This window comes from Mesorhizobium sp. M6A.T.Ce.TU.016.01.1.1, assembly GCF_003997065.1.
Taxonomy (GTDB): Bacteria; Pseudomonadota; Alphaproteobacteria; order Rhizobiales; family Rhizobiaceae; genus Mesorhizobium; species Mesorhizobium mediterraneum.
In genome coordinates this window covers 182252-207688 of sequence record NZ_RZTJ01000004.1, presented here as the reverse complement: position 1 = coordinate 207688, position 25437 = coordinate 182252, and the positions used below count along the sequence as shown (strand labels likewise).

The 25437-nt window shown below is 64.1% G+C and carries 21 protein-coding genes; 12 read left to right on the top strand and 9 right to left on the bottom strand.

The genetic code is table 11. The features are described 5' to 3' along the window. Positions 1-44: 44 nt before the first annotated feature. Positions 45-1331, bottom strand: a complete 1287-nt coding sequence (locus EOC94_RS09710; RefSeq protein WP_127290082.1) for an amidohydrolase family protein — start codon at positions 1329-1331, stop codon at positions 45-47. A gap of 317 nt (positions 1332-1648) precedes the next feature. On the opposite strand from EOC94_RS09710, the gene EOC94_RS09705 reads away from it, so the two are divergent. Beyond that, positions 1649-3412: an ABC transporter ATP-binding protein gene (locus EOC94_RS09705; RefSeq protein ID WP_126107262.1), complete on the top strand. Its 1764-nt coding sequence runs from the start codon at positions 1649-1651 to the stop codon at positions 3410-3412. 167 nt (positions 3413-3579) lie between these two features. Here the strand turns inward: EOC94_RS09705 and ilvD are convergent, their stop codons facing one another. Further along, positions 3580-5424 (bottom strand): dihydroxy-acid dehydratase, encoded by a 1845-nt coding sequence (gene ilvD / locus EOC94_RS09700; RefSeq protein WP_095483018.1) that lies wholly within the window; start codon positions 5422-5424, stop codon positions 3580-3582. A gap of 254 nt (positions 5425-5678) precedes the next feature. On the opposite strand from ilvD, the gene EOC94_RS09695 reads away from it, so the two are divergent. Beyond that, on the top strand, positions 5679-6152 hold the full coding sequence (locus EOC94_RS09695) for a VOC family protein (RefSeq protein ID WP_095483019.1): 474 nt from the start codon (positions 5679-5681) through the stop codon (positions 6150-6152). A 174-nt stretch (positions 6153-6326) separates the two neighbouring features. Here EOC94_RS09695 and EOC94_RS09690 read toward each other — a convergent pair whose 3' ends face one another. Then, a complete protein-coding gene (locus EOC94_RS09690) occupies positions 6327-7919 on the bottom strand; it encodes a peptide chain release factor 3 (RefSeq protein ID WP_185928200.1) in 1593 nt (530 codons plus the stop codon). 143 nt (positions 7920-8062) lie between these two features. Between EOC94_RS09690 and EOC94_RS09685 the strand changes: the two genes are divergently transcribed. Further along, a complete protein-coding gene (locus tag EOC94_RS09685; protein WP_127290078.1) occupies positions 8063-9139 on the top strand; it encodes an FAD-binding oxidoreductase in 1077 nt (358 codons plus the stop codon). Here EOC94_RS09685 and EOC94_RS09680 read toward each other — a convergent pair. Both EOC94_RS09680 and EOC94_RS09675 read right to left on the bottom strand, forming a co-directional pair. Continuing rightward, on the bottom strand, positions 9133-10506 hold the full coding sequence (locus EOC94_RS09680; RefSeq protein ID WP_127290076.1) for an amidase: 1374 nt from the start codon (positions 10504-10506) through the stop codon (positions 9133-9135). The genes EOC94_RS09685 and EOC94_RS09680 overlap by 7 nt on opposite strands. Before the next feature lie 221 nt (positions 10507-10727). Continuing rightward, positions 10728-10943 carry a DUF6356 family protein gene (locus EOC94_RS09675; RefSeq protein WP_095483023.1) on the bottom strand — a complete coding sequence of 72 codons (216 nt, stop codon included), beginning with the start codon at positions 10941-10943 and terminating at the stop codon, positions 10728-10730. A gap of 116 nt (positions 10944-11059) precedes the next feature. Between EOC94_RS09675 and EOC94_RS09670 the strand changes: the two genes are divergently transcribed. From EOC94_RS09670 to EOC94_RS09645, 6 genes are all read left to right on the top strand, one after another. Beyond that, positions 11060-11530 carry an Lrp/AsnC family transcriptional regulator gene (locus EOC94_RS09670; protein WP_127290074.1) on the top strand — a complete coding sequence of 157 codons (471 nt, stop codon included), beginning with the start codon at positions 11060-11062 and terminating at the stop codon, positions 11528-11530. An 85-nt stretch (positions 11531-11615) separates the two neighbouring features. Then, positions 11616-12101, top strand: a complete 486-nt coding sequence (gene dut, locus EOC94_RS09665) for a dUTP diphosphatase (protein WP_127290072.1) — start codon at positions 11616-11618, stop codon at positions 12099-12101. After that, positions 12101-12757 (top strand): HAD family phosphatase, encoded by a 657-nt coding sequence (locus EOC94_RS09660; protein ID WP_164897949.1) that lies wholly within the window; start codon positions 12101-12103, stop codon positions 12755-12757. Before dut ends, EOC94_RS09660 begins: the two co-directional genes overlap by 1 nt. Positions 12758-12842: 85 nt before the next feature. Next, entirely contained in the window at positions 12843-13691 is an 849-nt protein-coding gene (locus EOC94_RS09655; RefSeq protein ID WP_095483026.1) for a hypothetical protein, read from the top strand. Between the two features lie 68 nt (positions 13692-13759). After that, positions 13760-14563: an oxaloacetate decarboxylase gene (locus tag EOC94_RS09650; RefSeq protein WP_127290070.1), complete on the top strand. Its 804-nt coding sequence runs from the start codon at positions 13760-13762 to the stop codon at positions 14561-14563. Then, positions 14560-15555, top strand: a complete 996-nt coding sequence (locus EOC94_RS09645) for a proline racemase family protein (protein ID WP_095483028.1) — start codon at positions 14560-14562, stop codon at positions 15553-15555. Before EOC94_RS09650 ends, EOC94_RS09645 begins: the two co-directional genes overlap by 4 nt. Before the next feature lie 146 nt (positions 15556-15701). Here the strand turns inward: EOC94_RS09645 and EOC94_RS09640 are convergent, their stop codons facing one another. After that, complete coding sequence (locus EOC94_RS09640) at positions 15702-16397, bottom strand: sulfate transporter family protein (protein WP_127290068.1); 696 nt, start codon at positions 16395-16397, stop codon at positions 15702-15704. Between the two features lie 223 nt (positions 16398-16620). Between EOC94_RS09640 and EOC94_RS09635 the strand changes: the two genes are divergently transcribed. Further along, positions 16621-17613 carry an adenosine kinase gene (locus EOC94_RS09635; protein WP_095483030.1) on the top strand — a complete coding sequence of 331 codons (993 nt, stop codon included), beginning with the start codon at positions 16621-16623 and terminating at the stop codon, positions 17611-17613. Between the two features lie 361 nt (positions 17614-17974). Then, a complete protein-coding gene (locus tag EOC94_RS09630; RefSeq protein ID WP_095483031.1) occupies positions 17975-18607 on the top strand; it encodes a hypothetical protein in 633 nt (210 codons plus the stop codon). A gap of 89 nt (positions 18608-18696) precedes the next feature. Here EOC94_RS09630 and EOC94_RS09625 read toward each other — a convergent pair whose 3' ends face one another. Continuing rightward, complete coding sequence (locus EOC94_RS09625) at positions 18697-20976, bottom strand: NADP-dependent malic enzyme (RefSeq protein ID WP_126103860.1); 2280 nt, start codon at positions 20974-20976, stop codon at positions 18697-18699. 142 nt (positions 20977-21118) lie between these two features. Here EOC94_RS09625 and mutS point away from each other — a divergent pair, with 142 nt between their 5' ends. Further along, a complete protein-coding gene (mutS, locus tag EOC94_RS09620; protein WP_127290066.1) occupies positions 21119-23869 on the top strand; it encodes a DNA mismatch repair protein MutS in 2751 nt (916 codons plus the stop codon). Between the two features lie 227 nt (positions 23870-24096). On the opposite strand, the gene EOC94_RS09610 is transcribed toward mutS, so the two are convergent. Both EOC94_RS09610 and EOC94_RS09605 read right to left on the bottom strand, forming a co-directional pair. Continuing rightward, the gene (locus EOC94_RS09610) at positions 24097-24942 is read right to left on the bottom strand and encodes an aldo/keto reductase (protein ID WP_127290064.1); all 846 of its coding nucleotides are present in this window, start codon (positions 24940-24942) and stop codon (positions 24097-24099) included. 91 nt (positions 24943-25033) lie between these two features. Continuing rightward, positions 25034-25420 carry a DUF305 domain-containing protein gene (locus EOC94_RS09605; protein ID WP_126103862.1) on the bottom strand — a complete coding sequence of 129 codons (387 nt, stop codon included), beginning with the start codon at positions 25418-25420 and terminating at the stop codon, positions 25034-25036. Positions 25421-25437: the final 17 nt, after the last annotated feature.

Here is a 25437-nt window from a genome sequence, read left to right as displayed (position 1 = left end):
GGCTTGATGCAGGTTCAATGTCCTATTGGGCCTGCCATTATTGGTCATGAAATGGGCGGGCGATGCCTGCGGTTCACAGTTCCTGGCCGTCCTGCGATCGAGAGCCGCGTTTCCTGCCTGGCCCGCTCGGCCACCACCTTGCCCCTGGCGATGACGCAGAGGCGCTCGGGACGCAGACGCAAGGCCTCGACCGGATCGCCGGCATCGAGGACGACGAGGCTGGCGCGCTTACCGACCGCCAGGCCGAGATGGTCGAGGCCCATGATGGCGGCGTTGACATTGGTGACCATGTCGAAGCAGCGCGCCATGTCGGCCGGGCTCGACATCTGGGCGACGTGAAGCCCCATGAAGGCGACGTCGAGCATGTCGGCGGTGCCCAGCGAATACCAGGGGTCGAGCACGCAATCCTGGCCCCAGCCGACGGGGATGCCGAGGGCAAGCATTTCCTTAACCCGCGTCAGGCCGCGGCGCTTGGGAAATGTGTCGTGGCGGCCCTGCAGCATGATGTTGATAAGCGGATTGGGGATCGCCGAGACGCCGGCCTCGGCGATCAACGGCAACAGCTTCGAGACATAGTAATTGTCCATTGAGTGCATCGAAGTGAGATGCGAGCCGGCGACCCTGCCGTGCAGGCCGAGGCGTTGCGTCTCATAGGCTAGTTGCTCGATATGGCGCGACAGCGGATCATCGGTCTCGTCGCAATGCAGGTCGACCATAAGGCCGCGCTTTGCCGCGATCTCGCACAGTTCCGTCACAGACCGCGTGCCGTCGGCCATGGTGCGCTCGAAATGCGGAATGCCCCCAACGATGTCGACACCCATGTCGAGCGCCCTGATGGTGTTACCGCGCGCCGTCGGCGAGCGGTAAAACCCGTCCTGCGGGAAGGCGACCAGTTGCAGGTCGATATAGGGCGCGACCGTCTTCTTCACGTCGAGCAGGGCTTCAACCGCCAGCAAGCGGTCGTCGCAGACATCGACATGGGTGCGGATGGCGAGCAGACCCATCGACACCGCCCAGTCGCAATAGGCGAGGGCGCGGTCGCGCACCGCCTCATGCGTCAGCAGCGGCTTCAATTCGCCCCAAAGCGAAATGCCTTCCAGCAACGTGCCAGACGCGTTGATGCGCGGGATTCCCAGGGACAGCGTGGCGTCCATGTGGAAATGTGGATCAACGAAGGGCGGCGAGACCAGATTGCCATGGGCGTCGATCGCCGTGCCCGCGGTGACGTTCAACTCTGGCTCGATGGCCGCGATCGTCTCGCCGATGATGCCGATGTCGGCGATTGTGCCGTCGGGCAGCATGCCGCCGCGGACGATAAGGTCGAAATTCATCTGTCGTCGTCCTCTTTCAGAATCACGTTACAGCGCCGCGCGTCCTCTTGGACGCGCAAAGGACGCTGCAGCACTTTGATTTTGCGCATGATCCCCAGCGAAAATCGAATCCGATTTCCGGGGCCGTGTGCATCGTGGAGCAAAAGACAGGTTGCCGCAGCCGTTTCTTTCCGCGGCAGCGAACAGTTCCATCCGACCACAACTCGCTCTATAAGCCGCCTTTCGTCCATTGAGGCGAATCCGCATCGTGTGTCGCGGCGCAGCGATCGGCTTCGGGCTCAACGCCACATTCGCAACCACGGAAATCCAGTGTGAACTTGAAGTTCCTCAAAGGTGACGAACGCTCGGAAGAGAACCGGCGCCTTATCGTAAGGCTGATCAGGGAATCCTTTCACCAGCACAAGTTTGGATACGGCGCCGCCATACTGTCGATGCTGGTGGTGGCCGCCATGACGGGCGCCAGCGCCTGGATTCTGCGCGAAATCACCAATGAGTTCGTGATCTACAAAAGAGTCGAGCGCATCAACTGGATTGCCGCGGCGGTCGCCGCGATCTTCATCGCCAAGGGCATCGCCAATTTCGTCCAAGCCTATTTCATGAGCCGCGTCGGCAACAGCATCATCGCCGAACGGCAGCGCAAGATCTACGACCGCATCCTGGCGCAAGGCATCGAGTTCTACCATTCGACCTCGTCATCCGACCTGATCACCCGCATGACCAACAATGCACAGGCCGCTCGCAGCGTGCTCGACCTCGTCGTCACGTCCTATGTGCGCGACCTGGTGACGTTGGTTGTCCTGGTGGCGGTCATGGTCTGGCAGCAGCCTGCGCTGTCCCTGATCTGCTTCGTCATCGGGCCCATAGCCATCTACGGCGTCAACCGCATCCTGAAGCGCGTCCGCAAGATCGCCGCGCAGGAATTCCGCTCGCTAGGCCAGATCGTGCAGGTGATGCAGGAAACGGCAATCGGCGTGCGTGTCGTCAAATCGTTCGGTCTCGAAGGCGCGATGCGCAAGCGCATGCACAAGGCGGTGTCGGATGTCGAGAACCGCGCCAACAACATTGCTACACTGGAGGCTGCCACCAGCCCGGTGATGGAAACGCTTGCCGGACTGGCGATATCCGGCGCCATCCTGGTCAGCGGCCTTCTGGTCCTGCAGGGGGGCCAGATGCCAGGCAACATCATGGCCTTCATCGCGGCGCTGCTGCTTGCCTATGAACCGGCAAAGCGCCTCGCCCGCGTGCGTATCTCGCTGGAAACCGGCATCGTCGGCGTGCGCATGATGTTCCAGCTCGCCGACCGGCCGCTGACGCTGGCCGAAAAGCCGGACGCCAAGCCGCTGCGGCCGGGGCCGGGCGAAATCCGTTTCGACAATGTTAGCTTTGCCTATCCGGAAAGCCCGCCGGTGTTCGAAGGGTTCGACCTGACCCTGGCGGCAGGCAAGATGACGGCGCTGGTCGGGCCATCGGGCGGCGGCAAGTCGACCATCCTCAACCTGATCATGCGTATGTACGACCCGCAGAGCGGCAAGGTGCTGTTCGATGGCCAGGACATTGCGCACGCCACACTCGCCTCACTGCGGCAGAAGATCGCCTATGTGAGCCAGGACACGTTCCTGTTTGCCGGCACGGTGATGCACAACATCCGTCTCGGGCGGCAGGACGCGCCCGACGAGGACGTGATCGCCGCCGCCAAGGCAGCCAACGCCCACAATTTCATCACCGCCATGGCGAAAGGCTACGACACGGAGGTCGGCGAGAACGGCGCGCTGCTTTCCGGCGGCCAGCGCCAGCGTATCTCAATCGCGCGCGCCATGCTGCGCAACGCGGAGATCCTGCTGCTGGACGAGGCGACCAGCGCGCTCGATGCCGAATCCGAGGCGCTGTTTCGCGACGCGCTACAGCAGCTGACGGTCGGGCGCACCACCATCGTCATCGCCCACCGGCTGTCGACCGTGCACCAGGCCGACACGATCGTGGTTCTGGAAGCCGGCAAAGTGGTGGAAAGCGGCCCGCACCGGACGCTGCTCAGGCAAGGCGGCCTCTACCAGAAGCTTTATGAATACCAGTTGATGCCGTAGCGCTCTGTTCCCTTCTCCCCTTGTGGGAGAAGGTGGATCGGCGCGCAGCGCCGAGACGGTTGAGGGGTGCTGGACGGAATGAGGCGCTGGCGTTCCCTGGAACACCCCTCATCCGACCTCGCTTCGCAAGGCCACCTTCTCCCACAAGGGGGAAGGGAAGAACCGCGCTACTCCGGCACGTACCTTACCGCACCCTTTGCAGCACTGGTTGCCATCGCGGCATAGGCGCGCAAGGCCATCGTCACCTTGCGCTTGCGCTGTTCCACGGGCTTCCAGGCGGCAGCTCCCTTTGCCTCCATCGCCGCGCGGCGGGCGACCAGTTCCGCGTCGTCGACAGCAAGCCGGATGGTACGGTTCGGGATATCGATCTCGATCGTATCGCCCTCCTGCACCAGCCCGATCAGCCCGCCTTCCGCCGCCTCCGGGGACGCATGGCCGATCGACAGGCCGGAGGTGCCGCCGGAGAAGCGGCCATCGGTGACCAGCGCGCAGGCTTTGCCGAGGCCCTTCGACTTGAGATAGCTGGTCGGGTAGAGCATTTCCTGCATGCCAGGGCCGCCACGCGGCCCCTCGTAGCGGATGACGACGACATCGCCGGCCTTGATCTCGTTGGACAGGATCGCTTTGACGCTGGCGTCCTGGCTTTCGAACACTCTGGCCGGGCCGGTGAATTTCAGGATCGATTCATCGACGCCGGCGGTCTTCACGATGCAGCCGTCCAGCGCAAGGTTGCCCTTGAGCACGGCAAGGCCACCGTCCTTGGAAAACGGGTGCTCGGCCGAGCGGATGACACCCTTCTCCCGGTCGAGATCGAGCTCGTCCCAGCGGCGGTCCTGACTGAAGGCGACTTGCGTCGGCACGCCGCCCGGAGCCGCCAGAAAGAAGTCGCGGACGCTTTGGCTGGTGGTGCGGGAGATGTCCCAATGGTCGAGCGCTTCACCCAGCGTTCGCGTATGTACAGTCGGCAGGTCGCGATTGATCAGCCCGGCGTTGTCGAGCTGGCCGAGGATCGCCATGATGCCGCCGGCGCGGTGGACGTCTTCCATGTGCACATCGGCCTTGGCGGGGGCAACCTTGCACAGCACCGGCACCTTGCGCGACAGCGCGTCGATGTCGTCCTGGTCGAAGTTGATCTCGCCCTCATGCGCTGCAGCGAGAATGTGCAGCACGGTGTTGGTCGAGCCGCCCATGGCGATGTCGAGCGTCATCGCGTTCTCGAATGCGCCCTTCGAGGCGATGTTGCGCGGCAGCGCGGTGTCGTCGTCCTGCTCGTAGTAGCGCTGGGCGAGATCGACGATCAGATGGCCGGCCTCGACGAACAGCCGCTTGCGGTCGGCATGGGTCGCCAGCGTCGAGCCGTTGCCAGGTAGGGAAAGGCCCAGCGCCTCGGTCAGGCAATTCATCGAATTGGCGGTGAACATGCCAGAGCAGGAGCCGCAGGTCGGGCAGGCCGAGCGCTCGATGGTCTTGACGTCCTCGTCGGAGATCTTGTCATCAGCGGCCGCGACCATGGCGTCGACCAGATCCAGCGCCTGCGTCTTGCCGGCGAGCACCACCTTGCCGGCCTCCATCGGCCCGCCGGAGACAAAGACGGTCGGGATGTTGAGACGCAGCGAGGCCATCAGCATGCCGGGTGTGATCTTGTCGCAATTGGAGATGCAGACCATGGCGTCGGCGCAGTGCGCGTTGACCATATACTCGACCGAGTCGGCGATCAGCTCGCGCGACGGCAGCGAATAGAGCATGCCGTCGTGGCCCATGGCGATGCCGTCGTCGACGGCGATGGTGTTGAACTCTTTGGCAACGCCGCCGGCCTTTTCGATCTCGCGGGCGACCAGTTGGCCGAGATCCTTGAGATGGACGTGACCCGGCACGAACTGGGTAAAGGAGTTGACCACGGCGATGATCGGCTTGCCGAAATCGGAATCCTTCATGCCGGTGGCGCGCCAAAGGCCACGGGCGCCGGCCATGTTGCGGCCATGGGTTGTGGTGCGGGAGCGATAGGCGGGCATGAATTTTCCTTGGCTGGCTGGCTGCGCTCGATGGGAGCGCGGCGGCGCTGAATTCGGACCGCAGGCGTTATAGACGCCGACGCCTGGTCTGGCCACAATTTTGCAATGCGCCAGATTTTCCCAAGAAAATTTGATGACACTGTCGGATTGCGCGCCGCCCGGGCGTCCTTGGCAAACGGCAGGGCAAAGAACACCACCGCCAAGCCGGGCCGTTTCACCGTGATAGCCAACTGCAACAGCCGAGGAGCAAGCAAATGCAAAAGATCACCCCCTGCCTGTGGTTCGACGACCAGGCCGAGGAGGCCATGAACTTCTACATGTCCATCTTCAAGAATTCGAAGGTGCTGAACGTAATGCGCTGGCCCGAGGGCAGCGGCGATAGTGAGGGCAAGGTTCTGGTGACCTATTTCGAGCTCGACGGCGTTCAGTTCCAGGCGCTCAACGGCGGGCCGCAATTCAAGTTCACCGAGGCAGTCTCGCTCTCCATCGACTGCAAGACGCAGGAGGAGGTCGACTATTTCTGGGACAGACTCATCGAAGGCGGTGGCGAGCCCAGCCAGTGCAGCTGGCTGAAGGACAAATTCGGCGTGTCCTGGCAGGTCGTGCCGGAGCAGTTGCCCAGGCTGCTGCTTGATCCCGACCAGGCCAAGGCCAACCGGGTGATGCAGGCGATGATGCAGATGACCAAGATCGACATCGCCAAGATCGAAGACGCAGCCAGGGGGTGAGCGAACGCGCGACCTTGCCTTCTCCCCCTGTGGGAGAAGGTGGATCGGCGCGCAGCGCCAAGACGGTTGAGGGGCGCTGGACGGAATGAGGCGTCAGCGTTCCCTGGAACACCCCTCATCCGTCGCCTTCGGCGACACCTTCTCCCACAAGGGGAGAAGGAAAAGCGGCGCAGCTCAGGCTGCCTTGTCGCGGACCTGGTAATCCTTGACCGCGGCGAAGCGGATCGCCTTCCAGCGTTCGGCCTCGTAGTTGAGCGAAAAGGCGTGCTGGGCCAGGAACACCGGGTCGTTGTCGAGGTCGCGGGCGATGTCGCCGCGATGCGCCTCGATGAAGCGATGCACCTCGGCCTTGTCGTCAGCCGATACCCAACGGCAGACGGAAAAGCGCGACATCTCGAAATCGACGGGCAGCGTGTATTCGAAGTTCAGCCGCTCTTTCAGCACGTCGAGCTGCAGCGCACCGACGACGCCGACGATTGCCGGTGAACCGTCCTCCGGCGAGAACAGTTGCACGACGCCTTCCTCGGCCATCTGGTGTAGCGCTTCCTTGAGCTTCTTGGCCTTCATCGCGTCGCCGAGGCGGACGCGGCGCAGGATTTCCGGCGCGAAATTCGGCACACCGCGGAACAGTATCTCCTCGCCCTCGGTCAGCGTATCGCCGATGCGCAGCGTGCCGTGATTGGGGATGCCGACGACGTCGCCGGCAAAAGCCTCGTCGGCGGTGACGCGGGTGCGGGCGAAGAAGAATTGCGGCGCCGACAGGCTCATCGGTTTTCCCGTACGCACCAGCTTGGCCTTCATGCCGCGCTCGAGCTTGCCCGAGCAGACACGGACGAAGGCGATGCGGTCGCGATGGTTAGGGTCCATGTTGGCTTGGATCTTGAAGACGAACGAGGTCATCTTGTCCTCGGTCGCCTCGACCTTACGCGTGTCGGCCTCCTGCGCGCGCGGCGGCGGCCCGTAGGCGCCAAGCGCTTCGATCAGGTCGCGCACGCCGTAATTGCGCAACGCCGAACCGAAATAGACCGGCGTCAGATGACCCTCGCGGAAGGAGTCGATGTCGAGCGGACGGCAGGCTTCGCGCGCCAGCTCCAGCTCCTCGATGAAAGCTTCGCGCTCGTTCTCCGGCAACAGGCCGGCGACGCGGTTGGAATCGGGACCGTTGACCGGCGTGCGCTCCTTCTCGGCATCGCCCTTGCGCACGGCGTTCAGCGCCAGATGATAGGTGCCGGAAAAGGTCTTGCCGCGGCCGATCGGCCAGGTGATCGGTGCGGTGTCCAGCGCCAGCTTCTGCTCGATCTCGTCGAGGATTTCGAACGGGTCGCGGCTTTCGCGGTCCATCTTGTTGACGAAGGTGATGATCGGGATGTCGCGCAGCCGGCACACCTCGAACAGTTTTAGCGTGCGCGGCTCGATGCCCTTGGCGGCGTCGATGACCATGACCGCCGCGTCGACCGCCGACAGCGTGCGATAGGTGTCGTCGGCGAAATCCTCGTGGCCGGGCGTGTCGAGCAGGTTGAAGACGTTGTCCTCATACTCGAAGGTCATTACGGAGGTGACGACGGAGATGCCGCGCTCGCGCTCGATCTTCATCCAGTCCGACCGGGTCTGGATGCGATCCTTCTTGGCCTTGACCTCGCCGGCAAGCTGGATGGCGCCGCCGAATAAAAGCAGCTTTTCGGTCAGCGTCGTCTTGCCGGCGTCCGGATGCGCGATGATCGCGAAAGTACGGCGGCGCGCCACCGCGTTCGTGATGTCTTCAGCCAATTTGTGGAATCCCATGTGGTGCGCGGGCTTTTAGCAGCGCTTTTGTAGCCTGTCGAATATTTTTGGGCGGATGGCTCTCACCCGGTCTTGAGATAGGGTTGCCGCAACGACATCAGAAGACCCGATTCGACAAAGGACTGTCCATGAGCGCAGCCAAGCAAGTCATCGTTGTCGGCGCCGGCATTATCGGCGCGTCCATCGCCTGGCATCTGGCGAAGGCCGGCGCGAAGGTGACGGTCGTTGCCGACAGCGGCGTCGGCGGCGTCGCCACGCCGAATTCCTTTGCCTGGATCAATGCCAGTTGGGGCAATCCAGAGCCGTATTTCCGGCTGCGCACCCGTTCGATGGCCGAATGGACACGGCTGGCGCAGGACCTGCCCGGCATTCCGCTCGCCTGGTGCGGCGGCCTGTGCTGGGACCTGCCGGCGGCCGAGTTGGAAGCCTATGCCACCGAGCACTCCGGCTGGGGTTACGGCATCGAGCGCGTCGACCGTGCGAGAGCCGCGAGCATCGAGCCCAATCTTGCCGAGCTTCCCGATTTCGCGCTGCATGTGCCTGGGGAAGGTGTCGCCGAACCGGTCGCCGCCACGCTGGCGCTGCTGGCCGACGCCGAGCAGCGCGGCGCGCGGATGATGACCGGCACGGCCGTGACAGCGTTGGTGCAGGCCAACGGCAGGGTTACCGGCGTCGATACATCCACCGGACCGATTGCCGCCGACGAGGTGGTGATCGCGCCGGGCGCCGGCTCTCCGGCAATCGCCGCGACGGCCGGGTTAAAACTGCCGATCGAGACGCCGCCTGGCCTGATCGTCCATTCACGCCCCTACGAAAAGCTGCTCAACGGGCTGGTGATCGGCGACCGGCTGCACATGCGCCAGACTACCGAAGGCCGCGTCATCGCCGGCTCGGATTTCGGCGGCGCCGATCCGGGCGTGGATGCCGAAGCCACCGCCCGCGAGTTGTTTGCGGCGATGAAGAGCATGCTGCGCGGCGCTGACGGGCTGGAACTGGATTTCCACACGGTCGGTTACCGGCCGACGCCGATCGACGGCTTTCCGATCATCGGGCGCGCTCAAGGCGTCAGCGGGCTCTACGTCGCGGTCATGCATTCCGGTATCACGCTGGCGCCTGCCGTCGGCCTGTTCGCCGCCCGGGAAATCCTCGACGGCGTGCGCGATCCGCTGCTTGAGCCTTATGGGCTGACGCGGTTTGCTCAATAGCCGGGCGGACGGCGAAAACCGCCGCTCAGCGGCGCTATTGCCCTGGCGATGCCGAGCAGCCACGATTCGGACCAGCGTCTGCCGACCAGCTGCAGACCAATGGGCAGGCCGTCACGATCCTGCGGGCACGGCAGCGAAAGTGCAGGATGGCCGCTGTAGTTGAACACCGCGCCATAGGCCGGCAGCATCCAGTAGCTCTGCTCGCTGTCATCGACCTTGATCGGTGTTCCCGGCTCGCAATGCGGAAAGGCCATGGTCATAGCAACGGGGCACAGCAACGCATCCCATTCTTGGAAAAACCGTTCCCAGGCAAGGATTGACCGATCGCGGCGGCCGAGCGCCTCGAACCAGCGCGAGACCGGTGTCGGTTCTTCTGGCGGTTCAGGCTGCGTTGCCTCCAGCATCATGCCGATCAGCGCGCCGCCTTGCGTCAGATCGTCATGCAGGTCGAGCGTCGGCAGTCTTGCTTCCTCGACGACCGCGCCCGCCGACTGAAGCTCCCTTGCCAGGTTCTCAACAGCGGCCCTGATTTCGCTGGCCACCGGAAAACCCGGAAAGGCCGGCGCGAAAACGATGCGCAGGGTCTTGAGGTCAAGCTCCGGCATGCTCTCGACAGGCACCGGCGCAAGGTCGGCGTCGCGGCCGTCCGGCCCTGCAATGATCGCCAGGATCAGCGCCAGATCTTCGACATTGCGGGCTAGCGGACCGATGCAGGACATCAGCCGCACGCCGCGCGGTACGCCACCGGGATCGGGAAAGGCGCCGGCTAAGGAGACGCGATGCTCTGTCGGCTTGAGGCCGTAGACGCCGCAGAAGGCGGCAGGCAGCCGGATCGAATCCTGCATGTCGGTGCCGACCTCGAACGACGTCATCCCGGCGCAGAGCGCTGCGGCAGCGCCACCGCTGGAACCGCCCGCGGTGCGCGAGAGGTCCCAGGGATTATTGGTGCGACCAAAAAGCGGATTGTCCGACTGCCAGTCGCCCAGCATCGTTGCGACATTTGTCTTGCCGACCAGAACGCCGCCGGCCGCCTTCAGCCTGAGAACGACTGGGCTGTCTTCTCTCGCCACATAGTCGGCAAAGGGCGGAAAGCCTACCGTGGTCTTCATGCCCGATGTTTGGTGCATATCTTTCAGTGTGAACGGCACGCCGTGCAACGGCCCGAGAGCGTCGCCGCGCGCCTGCGCTTCGTCGGCCTTCTCGGCGCGTTGCCGCGCCCCTTCCCTGTCGAGCGTGGCGACTGCGTTGATCGCCCTGTTATGCCTGTCGATCTGCGCCAGATGCGCGTCCAGCGCTTCCACAGCGGAAATCCTGCGGTCGCGAATGGCGGCAGCCAATTCGGTGGTGGAGGAAAAGACGAGGTCCATGACCAATGCTCCCGGCTAGCTGGCAGCACTCGTCTCACCAAATGGCAGACTGCAGCGCGGCTTCAAGCCAAGTTCAGCATTCGAGGGCCGGCATCGCTTGATCGGGATTGCGCAGAGCTTAGCCGACCAGCGCCAGCTTCACCGCGACCCGAGAGAGGGGCGAATGCTCATGCCGAGGCAGACCACTTCGCCTAGACAGGCCGCCGGCCCGCACTTCGCCTCTAACGTCCCCTGTTGTGCGTCCGCTCGTAAAGCTCGCGGATGATCCGGCTTGCCGTAGAATCGAACAAGAACGGCAGGAAGGCGTGAATGAGCGCGGCGAATGCCGCCATGAACAACCGCGACGAGAACCACGCGGCGAAAGCCATGTGGCCGAAATAGGTTTCGCCCACCGATGCCGGATGAGAGGTGAAAAGTCTTGCGAGCCGTGCGGTCATGCTGGTCCCCTTTTCAGCGCGTGAAGTCCCGATCTTTCGCATCTTGACATGCCTCGCCGGTTCATAGGTCCCAAATCATCCTTGTGTTTGGCCAATTATTGGGACAAACATCCCACATGCCGCTGGAAATCGATGAAATCGACCGAAGATTGCTGAGCGAACTGCAACGCGACGGCACGCTGTCGGTCGACCAGTTGTCGGAAAGGGTGTCGCTGTCGCGCAACGCCTGCTGGCGCCGGGTCAAGCGGCTGGAAGAAGACGGCGTCATCACCGGCCGGGTGGCGCTGGTCGATGCGGACAAGCTTGGGCTTGGCCTCTCGGTGTTCATCCTGGTCCGGACCTCCAATCATGATCCGGACTGGCTGCAAAAATTCCGGTCGGCAGTGACCGGTTTTCCCGAGATCACCGGCGTCTACCGCATGTCCGGCGATCTCGATTATGTGTTGCGTGCCCGCGTCGCCGACGTGAAGGCTTATGACCGGCTGTATCAACGGCTGATCGCCAAGGTGGCGCTGTCGGACGTTTCGGCCTCCTTCGTCATGGAGGAGATCAAGGAGACGACCATCGTTCCCGTAGAACTGCGCTGAAGCGGAACTGCGCTGAAAGAAAGCCGTTGATAGCATTGCCGCCGGAGTTGACCGAATCGGCGTTGATAGCGATAGGATCCGCCTCATGCGCGCAGCCATCTACACTTCCTCCGTCATCGGTCCGGCCGTCGGCTTCGTCAGGCTGCCGCATGGCGAAGGCCTGCCGCTTCCCGCCTATGAAAGCGCGGGCGCCGCCGGCATGGATCTGCGCGCCGCGGTGCCGGACGACCGGCCGCTGCTGATCCTGCCGGGAAAACGCGCGCTGGTGCCGACCGGGCTGATCCTGGAGATCCCGGAGGGCGTGGAAGGCCAAGTCCGGCCGCGCTCGGGCCTTGCCTTCAAGCATGGGCTCACTTGCCTCAACACGCCAGGCACCATCGACAGCGACTATCGCGGCGAGGTCAAGGTGCTGCTGATCAACCTCGGCGACGAGGATTTTGCAGTGACGCGCAGCATGCGGATCGCCCAGATCGTCTTCGCCCTGGTGACGCAGGCGACCGTCGAGGAGCGGACATTGGCCGGCGGCACGACGCGCGGCTCCGGCGGGTTCGGATCGACCGGCACGGCCTGATGAGAATACCCAAACTCGTCATCTTCGATTGCGACGGGGTTCTGGTCGACACCGAGAACCTGGCCAATCGGCGCCTCGCCGAATGGCTAACCGCAGCCGGCTACCCGGCAAGCTTCGAACATTGCCGCAAGAATTTCTCCGGCCGCTCCATGGTCTCGGTGCAGAAGGAGGTCGAGGCGACCGGCGTCAGCCTCGGCGCCGATTTCGTCGAACGCTGGAACGCCGGCCTGCCGGACCTGTTCGCGCATGGCGTCGAAGCCGTCCCCTATGTCAGGGAGTTCATCGAAGCCGTGCACGCGGCCGGAATCGCAACGTGCGTCGCTTCATCGGCGCGGGTGTCGAAAATGCACATCACGCTCGGCCAGACAGGTCTGCTGCCGCTGTTCGAGCATGCGCTGTTCAGCTCGACCATGGTCTCGCGCGGCAAGCCGTTTCCCGACCTGTTCCTGCATGCCGCAAGCACGATGGGCTTCGCCCCTGCCGACTGCATCGTCATCGAGGACAGCGTCGCCGGGACATTAGCCGGCATTGCCGCCGGCATGCGCGTTTATTCCTACCACGGCGACCCGCATACCGATCGCGACGGCCTGACTGAGGCCGGCGGCATCCTGTTCGACGACATGCGCGAACTGGCCGGGCTGGTGCCGATTCACTGATCTAGTGTTCAGACTTCTTATCCGGCTGTACGCCTCAGTCGTTCGTGCTAGCTTGCGAACGCTCGACAGTGGGAGGCGCCAGCGTATGAATTCCATCCTGCTTCGCATCGTCGTCGCCTGTTTGCTGCTGCCGTGCCTGTGGATGACGGCCGGCGCGCAAGCCGTCAGCTTCCCGGACCTTGGCAGCGCCGTTCCTGGCCACGAGGGCACGACCTATCTCGATCTCGCCAGGATGGTCATTCCCGACCTGGCGGGGGACAAGGAAGGCTTCTATCGGGGTTCCATGCCGGTCGAGATGCGCCATATCGAGGGCCCGGATAGCGGTGGCTCGCCGCCCGAAACGTCGGGCCTTTCCAATGCCGGCGTGCTCGCCGTCAAGGCCGGCGGCAAGGATCGGCTGGCCATGCTGTTCGACCTCGGCAGCTCGTCGGACAGCGCCGAGGGGTTCGCGGTGCTGGCGCTTTACGATCTTGCCGGCAAGCCGAGACTGCTCGACGCTGTCAATGTCGCCGTCGACCGGAGCACCTCTTTCCGCGATCCGGGCAAGCTGCCGGTTGGACCCGGCGACGACGCCATCATCACCCTGAGCACGCATTTCAATTCGAGCCAGGGCTATGTCAGCACGCCCCTGCTTCTGGTCCGCGACGACAGGTTCGAGCTGATCGATACGATCCAAACATTCGACGAGTCGCTGTGCGCCTATAAGCGCACGCAGGAGCTGGCCTTTCGGACCTTTGCGGACGGCCAGCCCTATGCGGCCATCAAGGCGACGGTGACCGATGCCACAGTGCCGAATGGCGAAAGCTGCGATGATCCGGCGCCCGAAGCTTCCTCGCAAAACATCTCCGTCACCTACCATTGGGACGGGGCTGGATACGTCAAGAATTCCGACGCACTGGACAAATTGGCAGGAGAGAACGCCAGTCGCTTCTGAACCAACCGCATTCGTTTGCCCGGCAGGCAGTGGCGGGATAAAATGCGCTTCGCACTCTGGGAGCATCCATGGACAAGGGAAAAATCTTTCGCGACCTGCATAGCTCGATTTTCGTCATGCCCAACCCCTGGGACATCGGCACGACGAAATTGCTGGCCTCCTTCGGTTTCAAGGCGCTGGCGACGACCAGCGCCGGCTTTGCCTTTTCGCGCGGCCTGCCCGACGGCGCGGTGACCTTCGAGGCGATGATCCATCACTGCCGCGAGGTGACGGCGGCGACCGGCCTGCCGGTCTCGGCCGATCTCGAGAAGGGCAAGGGCGACAGCGCGACAAGTGCCGCGGAGACTGTCTTCGCGGCCGAGGCGGCGGGCCTCGCCGGCTGCTCGGTCGAGGACCACACCGGCGAGCCCGACAAGCCGATCTACGATTTTTCGCATGCCGTCGAGCGCGTCGCCGCTGCAGCGGAGGCGGCACGGGCGCTGAAACACGATTTCGTCTTCACCGCGCGGGCCGAGAATTTTCTGTGGGGCAGGCCCGACATCGACGACACGATCAGGCGGCTGCAGGCCTTCGAGAAGGCCGGCGCCGACGTGCTCTATGCGCCGGGCATCGGCGACATCGAGACGGTGCAGACCGTCTGCTCGGCGCTGACCAAGCCGGTCAACGTCATGGTGAGGCCCGGCTTCACCATTGCCGATCTTGCCCTGGCAGGGGTCAAGCGCATTTCGCTCGGGCCGTGGCTGACCAATTTCGCCTTCGGCATGCTGGAAACGGCGGCGCGCGAGATCCAGCAGGACGGCACTTTCGGCTTCACCCGCGCCGCCATGCCATTCGGCAAGCTGCAGGCGTTGTTTGCCGAACCCAATACATGACGCTCACCGTCGTCGACATGCACACCGGCGGCGAGCCGCTGCGGATCGTCACCGGCGGTTATCCCAAGATCCCCGCGGGCACTATCCTGGAAAAGCGCGCCTATGTGCGCGATCACCTCGATCATCTCAGGAAGATCCTGATGTTCGAGCCGCGCGGCCATTACGACATGTACGGGGCGCTGCTGGTGGAACCCGACCTGCCCGGCGCCGACCTCGCCGTGCTGTTCATGCACAATGAAGGCTATTCGACCATGTGCGGCCACGCCATTGTCGCGCTCGGCCGTTATGCCGTCGACGAGGGGTTGGTGGCGCGGCAGGAGCCGGTGACGACGGTCAACATCGAAGCGCCGTGCGGGCTGGTCATCGCCTCGGTCGAGGTGCAAGACGGCAAGGCCGGTGCGGTGTCGTTCGAAAGCGTGGCGGCGTTTCTGTTCGCCCGCGACCAGGAGATCGAATTGCCGGGCTTCGGTGCGATCGGCTTCGACATCGCCTATGGCGGCGCCTTCTATGCGCTCGCCGATTGCCGCCAGTTCGGGCTGGAGTTCGGCAAGAACCGCGTGCGCGATTTCGTCGATGCGGCGACGGCGTTGACGGAGAAACTGAAGGCCGAGTTCCCGCTGTCGCATCCCGACCATGCCGACCTTGCCTTTCTCTACGGCACCATCCTGACCGACGGACAGGACGTATTTTCCGATGCCCCGACCAAGAACATCTGCGTCTTTGCCGAGGCCGAGGTCGACCGTTCGCCAACCGGCTCGGGCGTCACCGCGCGGCTGGCGGCAATGCATGCCAAGGGCGAAATCGCCGGCCAGACGCGGCTGTTCGAGAGTATTGCAGGCTCGCGCTTTTCCGGCAGCGTGGCGAGGACCGCGAAAGCCGGGCCGCATGACGCCATCATCGCCCGCGTCGGCGGCCGCGCCTACTACTCCGGCCGGGCCGAATTCATCGTCGAGTCCGACGACGAGTTGGGGCGCGGCTTTCTTTTACGCTAGCGCCGGGGTGTGCTGAGATTCAGGTCAGGCCGCGCTGAGAATGGTGGGCTCCGAGAACCGGAACGCAGCGTACTTTTGGGTACGTGAGTACGGAAGCGCAGGAAACCGCCATTCGCAAGCCGGCATCACCTGAATATCAGCGCACCCTAAGCCGCTTCCCGCGCTGAGACCGCCTTGTGCAGATGCACCATCATGGCGGCGGCAAACAGCGGTGTCAGAAGGTTGAGCAGCGGCACGGCGAGGAAGGCAGCGACAACCAGCCCGGCGAGAAACACCGTGACAGCATGTTTTTTGCGCAACGCGCGGGCCTCGGCCTCCGGGCGAAAGCGCATGGCGGCGAATTCGAAAAACTCACGCCCCAGCAGATAGCCGTTGACGACGAAGAAGGCGGCGATGTTGATGCCCGGCACCAGCAGAAGCAGCAAGGCCACGATGTTGCCGAGTATGACGACGCCGAAGAAGCGGAAAGCCAGCACCATCGAGCGCAGCGCCGGCGTGGCGCGACCAGGCGGTTCATCGGGATAATCGCTGCGCTCGACCACTTCGGCGACGTCGTCCAGGAACAGGCCGGCGATGATTGCCGTCACCGGCGCGATGAGCAGCGCCAGACCCAGCGCAAGACCGATCCCGGCGACGATGACGCCTAGCGATCCGGCCCATGACGGCAGGCCGGGCAACCATGCGTCGATCCACGGCCAGGCCAGCCATTCGAACAGGCCCTCAATCGCGAACCACAGCGCCGCGAGCGCCAGCAAGGTCAGGCCGAGCGTCTTCACGAACACCGAGCGGAATTCGGGCGAGAACAGCTGGCTGGCGGCGGCGCGGGCGGCGCTAGGGATCACGGCGTTTCCAATTCCATGTTGAACAGGGCTCAAACGGGCCCATGGCAAGACATCTGCGAGATAGGCGGAGACACGACAAGTCACAAGCGCCACCACATCCGGCGTCACGCGATTTCGACCCGATTTATAAATTCACGACCTAGGCAAAGCCGCATCAAATCGCTAGACCCGCCCGCGGCCGGCGTGGCAGAAAGCCGGTGGTTCTTTCGCGGAGACATCATTGATGCCGAACTATGACGTGCTTTGTATCGGTAATGCCATCGTCGACATCATCGCCCAGTGCGACGAGGCGTTCCTGGAGACGAACGGCATCATCAAGGGCGCGATGAACCTGATCGACACAAGGCGCGCCGAACTGCTCTACAGCCGCATGGGCCCGGCCATCGAAGCCTCCGGTGGCAGCGCCGGCAACACGGCGGCGGGCGTCGCCTCCTTCGGCGGTCGCGCCGCCTTCTTCGGCAAGGTCTCGAACGACCCGCTCGGCGAAATCTATGCCCATGACATCCATGCGCAGGGCGTTGCCTTCGATACCAAGCCACTCAACGGCGAGCCGCCGACGGCGCGCTCGATGATCTTCGTCACGCCCGACGGCGAGCGCTCGATGAACACCTATCTCGGCGCCTGCATCGAGCTCGGGCCTGAGGACGTCGAGGCCGACAAGGCTTCGGGTGCGGCAGTCACCTATTTCGAGGGTTATCTGTGGGACCCGCCGCGCGCCAAGGAAGCGATCCGGCAGACGGCGAAGCTCGCGCATGCCGCCGGCCGCGAGGTGTCGATGACGCTATCGGATTCGTTCTGCGTCGACCGCTACCGCGACGAGTTTCTGGATCTGATGCGCTCGGGCACCGTCGACATCGTCTTTGCCAACAGCCACGAGATCAAGGCGCTCTACCAGACCGCCTCGTTCGACGAGGCGCTGGCTCAAATCCGCAAGGACTGCAAGATAGCCGCGGTCACCCGCTCAGAAATGGGCTCGGTCATCGTGCGCGGCGACGAGACCGTCACCGTCGACGCGACAAAAATCCGGGAACTGGTCGACACCACCGGCGCCGGCGACCTCTATGCCGCCGGCTTCCTCTACGGCTACACGCAGGGGCGCAGCCTGAAGGAGTGCGGCGATCTCGGCTCGCTGGCGGCCGGACTGGTCATCCAGCAGCTCGGGCCAAGGCCGAGGCAGAATCTGCGCCACGAGGCTGAGCAAGCAGGGTTGATTTAGGGACGCTTTCTTCCTTCTCCCCTTGTGGGAGAAGGTGGATTGGCGCGCAGCGCCAAGACGGATGAGGGGTGTTGGACGGAGCGCCGTCGGCGCCAAGCTGGAACACCCCTCATCCGACCGAGCTGTGCTCGGCCACCTTCTCCACAAGGGGAGAAGGGGAATGCGCGCGACGGCTAGACGCCGAATTCGCCGACAACGTCGCCATTGGTCGCGCTGCGCGGTCGAACCGCAACAATTGAAACACTTCAGTCGAGTTTCGGCATTCATCCGAAACAACCGGGAGCGAAAAACCGCGCCATGGAGCGAACCCGTCGGGACGGCTCCGCGGTCGAGGCCGCTAACCAACTGAAGGATCAGGAAGATGTTTACTCCCGTAACAGTCGACGCTTTCAGCGGCGTCGATCCCGGCGCGTTGACACCGACGCAGCACGAAAAGCTCCACACCGGCGCGATGGCTCGCGCGTGTCAGGAAAGATCGGCCGTGCCCGCCAAAGGCATGGCGCGCCTGACATCGATGTTTAGGATCGAAGGTCGTCTCGCCGGCATCGTCCTGCTGCTGGCGACGATCATCGGAGCCATGGCCGTCACCAACGGCGCCCGCGCCGAAGATGGCAAGTTCAAGATAAAGCAAGGTATTTCACAGGCCGTGAAGCAGAACTCGGCGTCGCCGCATATGCGCCTCGCCCGCGAGCAGTCGCGCCCCAGGATAAATGCGAAAATCAACTGCGCCGTGATTGGCTGCAAAGCCAAGCCGCCGATCCTGAAGCATAGGCCCAAGCTGCATTGCAAGGTGTTCGGATGCAAACCCGGCAAGGACCATGACGGCCACCACGGCAATCACCATGGCCACCACAAGCATGGCTCCTGGGCGTGGGGCGGCGTGACGATCGTCGCTTCCGACCATGGTGGCTGCGGCTATGAATTCTGGAAATGGAAGACGACCGGCTGGCGCTACTGGCGGCATGCCTATCAGAGCTGCCGCGGCTGGAGATGAGCCGTCCCATCGCTAGGTGAGGTGTCTGGCCTTCCCCGCATGGGGGAGGCTTTTTTCGCCTGCTGTAGGCGGAGCGGGACTCCGATCCCTCACGCCCCCGCCGTATAGGCCGCAATCGCCGCCATGTTGACGATGTCACTATCCTTGGCGTTGAGCGAGACGATCTGAACCGGCTTGTTGAGGCCGACCAGCAGCGGGCCGATGACGGTCGAGCCGCCGAGCTCCTGCAGCATCTTGGTCGAGATCGAGGCCGAGTGGAAAGCCGGCATGATCAGCACATTGGCTGGGCCGGTGAGCCGGATGAACGGGTATTGCGCCATGGCGCGCGCGTTGAGCGCCACGTCGGCGGCCATCTCGCCGTCATACTCGAAATCGACGCGCCGCTTGTCGAGGATGCGCACCGCTTCCTGGACGCGCTCGGAGCGCTCGCCCTGCGGGTGGCCGAAGGTGGAATAGGCGAGCATGGCGAGCCTTGGTTCATAACCCATGCGGCGGGCAAAGCCGGCGGCTTCCTCGGCGATGTCGGCGATCTGCTCGGCATTCGGCATGTCGTGCACGGCGGTGTCGGCAACGATCACGGTTCGGCCCCGCGCCAGCACGATCGAGGCGCCGATGACGCGGTGGCCGGGCTTGGCGTCGATGACGCGGCGGATGTCGTCGAGCGCGGTCGAATAGTTGCGGGTGACGCCGGTGACGATGCCGTCGGCGTCGCCCAGCGCCACCATGCAGGCAGCGAAATGGTTGCGGTCGTTGTTGATCAGGCGCTGGCAATCGCGAAACAGGAAGCCCTTGCGCTGCATGCGCTCGTACAGATAGTCGGTGTAGACGCCGTTGCGGCGCGACAGCCGGGCATTGATGATCTCGATGCCTTGCCTGTCGAGCTCGATGCCGGCGTTCCTGGCGTTCTCCTTGATGATGTCGTCGCGGCCGAGCAGGATGGCGGTGCCGAGCCGCTGATTCACATAGGAGACGGCGGCGCGCATGACCTGCTCCTCCTCGCCCTCGGCGAAGACGATGCGCTTGGGCTGGCGGCGCACGCGGTCGTAGATGCGCTGCAGGGTCGAAGCGATCGGGTCGCGGCGGGCGGAAAGCTCCTGGGCGTAGCGGTCGAGATCGAGGATCGGCTTGCGGGCGACACCGCTATCCATCGCGGCCTTGGCGACCGCGATCGGAATGGCCGAGATCAGCCGCGGGTCGAACGGCACCGGAATGATGTAGTTGGGGCCGAATTTCGGCCGGTTGCCCTGATAGGCGGCGGCAACGTCGTCGGGCACGTCCTGGCGCGCGAGTTCGGCCAGCGCACGCGCTGCGGCGATCTTCATGTCGTCGTTGATGGTGGTGGCCCGCACATCCAGCGCGCCGCGGAAGATGTAGGGGAAGCCAAGCACGTTGTTGACCTGGTTCGGATAGTCGGAACGCCCCGTCGCCATGATGGCATCGGTGCGGATCTCGGCCACTTCCTCGGGCGTGATCTCCGGATCGGGATTGGCCATGGCGAAGATGATCGGGTTCTTGGCCATCGACTGCACCATCGTGGTGGTCAGCGCGCCCTTGGCGGAGAGGCCGAGGAACACGTCGGCGCCGTCCAGCGCCTCGGCAAGTGAGCGCGCGTCGGTCTTGACGGCATGCGCCGACTTCCACTGGTTCATGCCTTCGGTGCGGCCCTGGAAGACGACGCCCTTGGTGTCGCACAGGATGATGTTTTCAGGCGTAAAGCCCATCGCCTTCATCAGCTCGATGCAGGCGATGCCGGCCGCACCCGCCCCGTTGCAGACCATTTTCGTGGTCTGCATGTCGCGGCCGGTGACTTTGAGCGCATTGATCAGGCCGGCGGCCGAGATGATGGCGGTGCCATGCTGGTCGTCATGGAAGACCGGTATGTCCATCAATTCGCGCAGCCGTTGCTCGATGATGAAGCATTCCGGCGCCTTGATGTCCTCAAGGTTGATGCCGCCGAAGGAGGGCCCAAGGAAACGCACGCAATTGATGAACTCGTCGGCATCCTCGGTGTCGACTTCGAGATCGATGGAATCGACATCGGCGAAGCGCTTGAACAGAACCGCCTTGCCTTCCATCACCGGCTTCGAGGCCAGCGCGCCGAGGTTGCCGAGGCCGAGAATGGCGGTGCCGTTGGAGATGACAGCGACCATGTTGCCGCGCGCCGTATAGTCGAAGGCGCGGCTGGGGTCCTCGGCGATGGCGAGGACGGGAACCGCGACGCCCGGCGAATAGGCGAGGCTGAGGTCGCGCTGGGTGGCCATCGGCTTGGTGGCGACGATCTCCAGCTTGCCGGGGCGGCCCATGGCGTGGAATTCCAGCGCCTCCTGCGCGCTGACGGAAGGGCCGTTGCTTTCGGTTTTCCTGGCCATGATGCTTTCGATTTCCTCGCCCGTGCGGCACCTCGTTGAGACGGGTGCAATGCTTTCTTTTGTGGAACGTTCGGGATTAAGGCTACACTTCGCCGCTGTAAACCGCCAAGCAGATGGCTTGGGAAATTTTGGAAGCAGCTTCTTGAACGACGAAACGCCCATTCGCAGCGACAGCGCTACGCCGGCCTTTGCGCCGGCGACGCCGATGATGGAGCAGTATATCGAGATCAAGGCGGCGAATCCGGACTCGCTGCTGTTCTACCGCATGGGCGATTTCTACGAGCTGTTCTTCGACGACGCCGAGAAGGCGAGCCGGGCGCTCGGCATCGTCTTGACCAAGCGCGGCAAGCACCAGGGGCTCGACATCCCGATGTGCGGCGTGCCGGTGCATGCCGCCGACGATTACCTGCAGAAGCTGATCGGACAAGGGTTCCGCGTCGCCGTCTGCGAGCAGATCGAGGATCCGGCCGAGGCGAAGAAGCGCGGCGGTAAGTCGGTGGTGCGCCGCGACGTGGTGCGGCTGGTGACGCCCGGCACCATCACCGAGGACAAATTGCTGGCGCCGTCGGAATCGAGTTTCCTGATGGCGCTTGGCCGGGTCAAGGGCGGAGCGGAGCCAAGAGGCGGGGAGCGCGGCAGCGCGACAGGGAACCAAGGAAGTTTTGCGCTGGCCTGGATCGAGATCTCGACTGGTGCCTTCCGCGTTGCCGAGACCACCGCCGACCGGCTGCTCGCCGATGTCTTTCGCGTCGACCCACGCGAGCTGATCGTCGCCGAGCCGGTGTTTTACGATCCCGAGCTGAAACCGGTGTTCGATGTGCTCGGCCGCGTCGCTAATCCGCAGCCGCCGAGCCTGTTCGACTCGGCGTCGGCCGCCGGCCGCATCGCCCGTTTCTTCGAAGTGGCGACGCCGGACAGTTTCGGCACGTTTTCGCGCGCCGAACTGTCGGCGATCTCGGGTGTGATCGCCTATGTCGAGAAGACGCAGAAGGCCGAGCGGCCGCCACTGTCGCGGCCCGAGCGCGAGGAGCAGGGCTCGACGCTGTTCATCGACCCGGCGACACGCGCCAATCTGGAACTGCTGCGCACCTTGTCCGGCAGCCGCGAAGGCTCGCTGTTCAAGGCGATCGACCGCACGGTGACCGGTGGCGGCGCAAGGCTGCTCGCCGACCGGCTGATGGCGCCGCTGACCGACCCGGCGGCGATCGGCGCGAGGCTGGACTCGGTGTCGTTCTTCCGCTCCGAGACGCGGCTGTGCCAAGCGGTGCGGACGAGCCTGAAGAGCGTCGCCGACATGCCGCGCGCGCTTTCCCGGCTGGCGCTCAACCGCGGCGGCCCGCGCGATCTCGGCGCGCTGCGTGCGGGGTTCGAGGCAGCCGGTGCTATCGCCGAACTGTTTGGGGCGACTACCCTTCCACAAGAACTGGCGGCGGCGCTGGCGGCGATCGAGGCGCTGCCACGCCCGCTGGTCGAGCATCTGACGCAGGCGCTCGGCGACGAGTTGCCGCTGCTCAAGCGCGACGGCGGCTTCGTCCGCGGCGGCTATCACGCCGAACTCGACGAGATGCGGGCACTGCGCGACGAATCGCGCAAGGTGATCGCCGGGCTGGAGCGCTCGCTGATCGACGAGACCGGCATCCGCTCGCTAAAGATCCGGCACAACAATGTGCTCGGCTACTATATCGAGGTCACCGCCAACCACCATGCGATCATGACCGGCAGCGACGGGGCGAAGGCGCGCTTCATCCATCGCCAGACCATGGCCAATGCCATGCGCTTCACCACGACGGAACTGGCCGAGCTGGAATCGAAGATCGCCAATGCCGCCGACCGGGCACTGGCGATCGAGCTTGCCGCCTTCGAAACGCTGACGGCGGAAGCGGTCGGCCAGGCGGACGCGATCCGCGCCGGCGCCGAAGCGCTCGCCGTGCTCGACGTGTCGGCAGCCCTCGCCCTGCTGTCCGAAAGCGAGGCCTGGTGCCGGCCGCTGGTGGATGCGAGCCTCGCCTTCGCGATTTCGGGCGGGCGACATCCGGTGGTGGAACAGTCGCTGCGGCGTTCGGGCGAAGGACCGTTTGTCGCCAACGATTGCGATCTGTCGCCGGAAGGTGACGCCAAAAACGGCGCGATATGGCTGCTGACCGGCCCCAATATGGGCGGCAAATCGACCTTCCTCCGGCAGAACGCGCTGATCGCCATCCTCGCCCAGACCGGCTCCTTCGTGCCGGCGGCATCAGCTCACATCGGCGTCGTCGACCGGCTGTTTTCGCGTGTCGGCGCCTCGGACGATCTGGCGCGCGGCCGCTCGACCTTCATGGTCGAGATGGTCGAGACGGCGGCGATCCTCAACCAGGCCGGCGAACGCGCGCTGGTGATCCTGGATGAAATCGGCCGCGGCACCGCGACCTTCGACGGCCTGTCGATCGCCTGGGCGGCGGTCGAATATCTGCACGAGAAGAATCGCTGCCGGGCGATCTTCGCCACCCATTTCCACGAGATGACGGCGCTGGCCGGCAAACTCGCTCGACTGCACAACGTCACCATGCGGGTCAAGGAATGGGAGGGCGACGTGGTCTTCCTGCACGAGGTCGGCAAAGGTGCCGCCGACCGCTCCTATGGCGTGCAGGTGGCGCGGCTTGCCGGCCTGCCGGAAGCGGTGGTCGGGCGGGCCAGGGAAGTGCTGCACCAGCTGGAAGCGGGCGAGGTTTCGGGCAAGGCAAACCGGCTGGTCGACGACCTGCCGCTGTTTTCGGTGGCGGTGAGGCGGGAAGCGCAAAAGCCGGTGAAAAACGATGCGCTCGGCGACGCGCTCGGTGCGATCAACCCCGACGAGATGACGCCGAGGGAGGCGTTGGAGGCGCTTTACCGGTTGAAGGGAATGGCGGGGAAGTAGAGTTGGCCTCGTCCGATAGTGCTCTACGGCGCCCCCCTCTGTCCTGCCGGACATCTCCCCCACTTGGGGGGAGATTGGCAGCTTCGCAGACAGCATCTTTTCTCTAGCGTTGGAGATTGGCGAAAGCGATGGTGATAGCCAATCTCCCCACCTGTGGGGGAGATGTCCGGCAGGACAGAGGGGGCGCGAAGGAACGCGGCCTTAGTTTTATTTCCCCGCTACTATCCTCAAATCATCTCCAGCCCGCGCTTGCGGGTCGGCGGCGGGAAGACGCGGTCGATTTCTGCGAAATCTTCCGGCGTGAGCTCGATGTCGAGCGCAGCGACATTCTGGCGGACATGCTCTTGTTTGCCGGCCTTCGGAATGGCGACGACGCCGTCCTGTGCCATCACCCAGGCCAGCGCCAGCTGAGCCGGCGTTTCGTCGTGGCGAGCGGCGATGGTTTCGAGCCTGGCATTGCGGGCCAATACGCCCTGATCGACCGGCGAATAGGCCATCAGCGGAATGCCGCGTTGCCGGCTCCAGGGGGCGAGATCGAACTCGACGCCGCGCTGCGACAAATTGTAGAGCACCTGGTTGGTCTGGACGCTGCCGCCGCCCGGCAGGCTGACCAGTTCCTCCATCTCATGGGTGTCGAAATTGCTGACGCCCCAGTGGCGGATCTTGCCGGCCTTTTTCAACGCCTCGAAGGCCTCGACCGTTTCCGTCAGCGGCACGCTGCCGGGCCAATGCAGCAGATAAAGATCGATGCGGTCGGTGCGCAGATGCCTGAGGCTTCTCTCGCACGCCGCCGGCACGCCGGTGCGCGAGGCGTTGGACGGCAGCACCTTGGAGACCAGGAACACCTCGTCGCGGCGCCCGGCAATGGCATCTGCCACCACCTCCTCGGCACCGCCGCTGGCATACATTTCGGCGGTGTCGATCAGCGTCATGCCGAGATCGAGCCCGAGCTTCAGGGCATCGACCTCATCGGCATGGCGGCTGAAATCCTCGCCCATCTTCCACGTGCCTTGACCCAGCACCGGAACGGCTTCGCCCGAGGGCAATGTGGTGGTTTTTATCGTTGACGGCATGGCGCGCTCCAGTCGAGGCCCGATGGCACCACAGCCTTCGGGAGAAATCCAGATGAAAGTCCTTCCCTGGATTCCTCCGGACTGCTTGACGCTACTTCACAGGGTGGGCGTCGAGCCAATCCTGCATCTGCTTGATCTCGGCTTCCTGCGCCGCGATCACCGCTTCGGCCAGCTTGCGCATTTCCGGATCCTTGCCATTGGCGAGCTCGATCTTGGCCATGTCGATGGCCGCCTGGTGATGCGGGATCATGCCGCGGGCGAAATCGACATCGGCATTGCCGGAATATTCGAGCGCCATCATGGCGGTGTGCATCTTGTCCATCGCCGCCTTGTAGCCGTCGGTTGAGGGGCTTTGCGCGCTCATCGCCCCCATGTCGTGTTTCATCTCCTGGGCTTGCGACGGAATGCTTTCGAGGAAAACGGCAAGCAGCATTCCCGCCGCCATCAGCAGCAGCACGATCTTCTTGGCCAAGGTCATTCATGATCTCCTTTTTG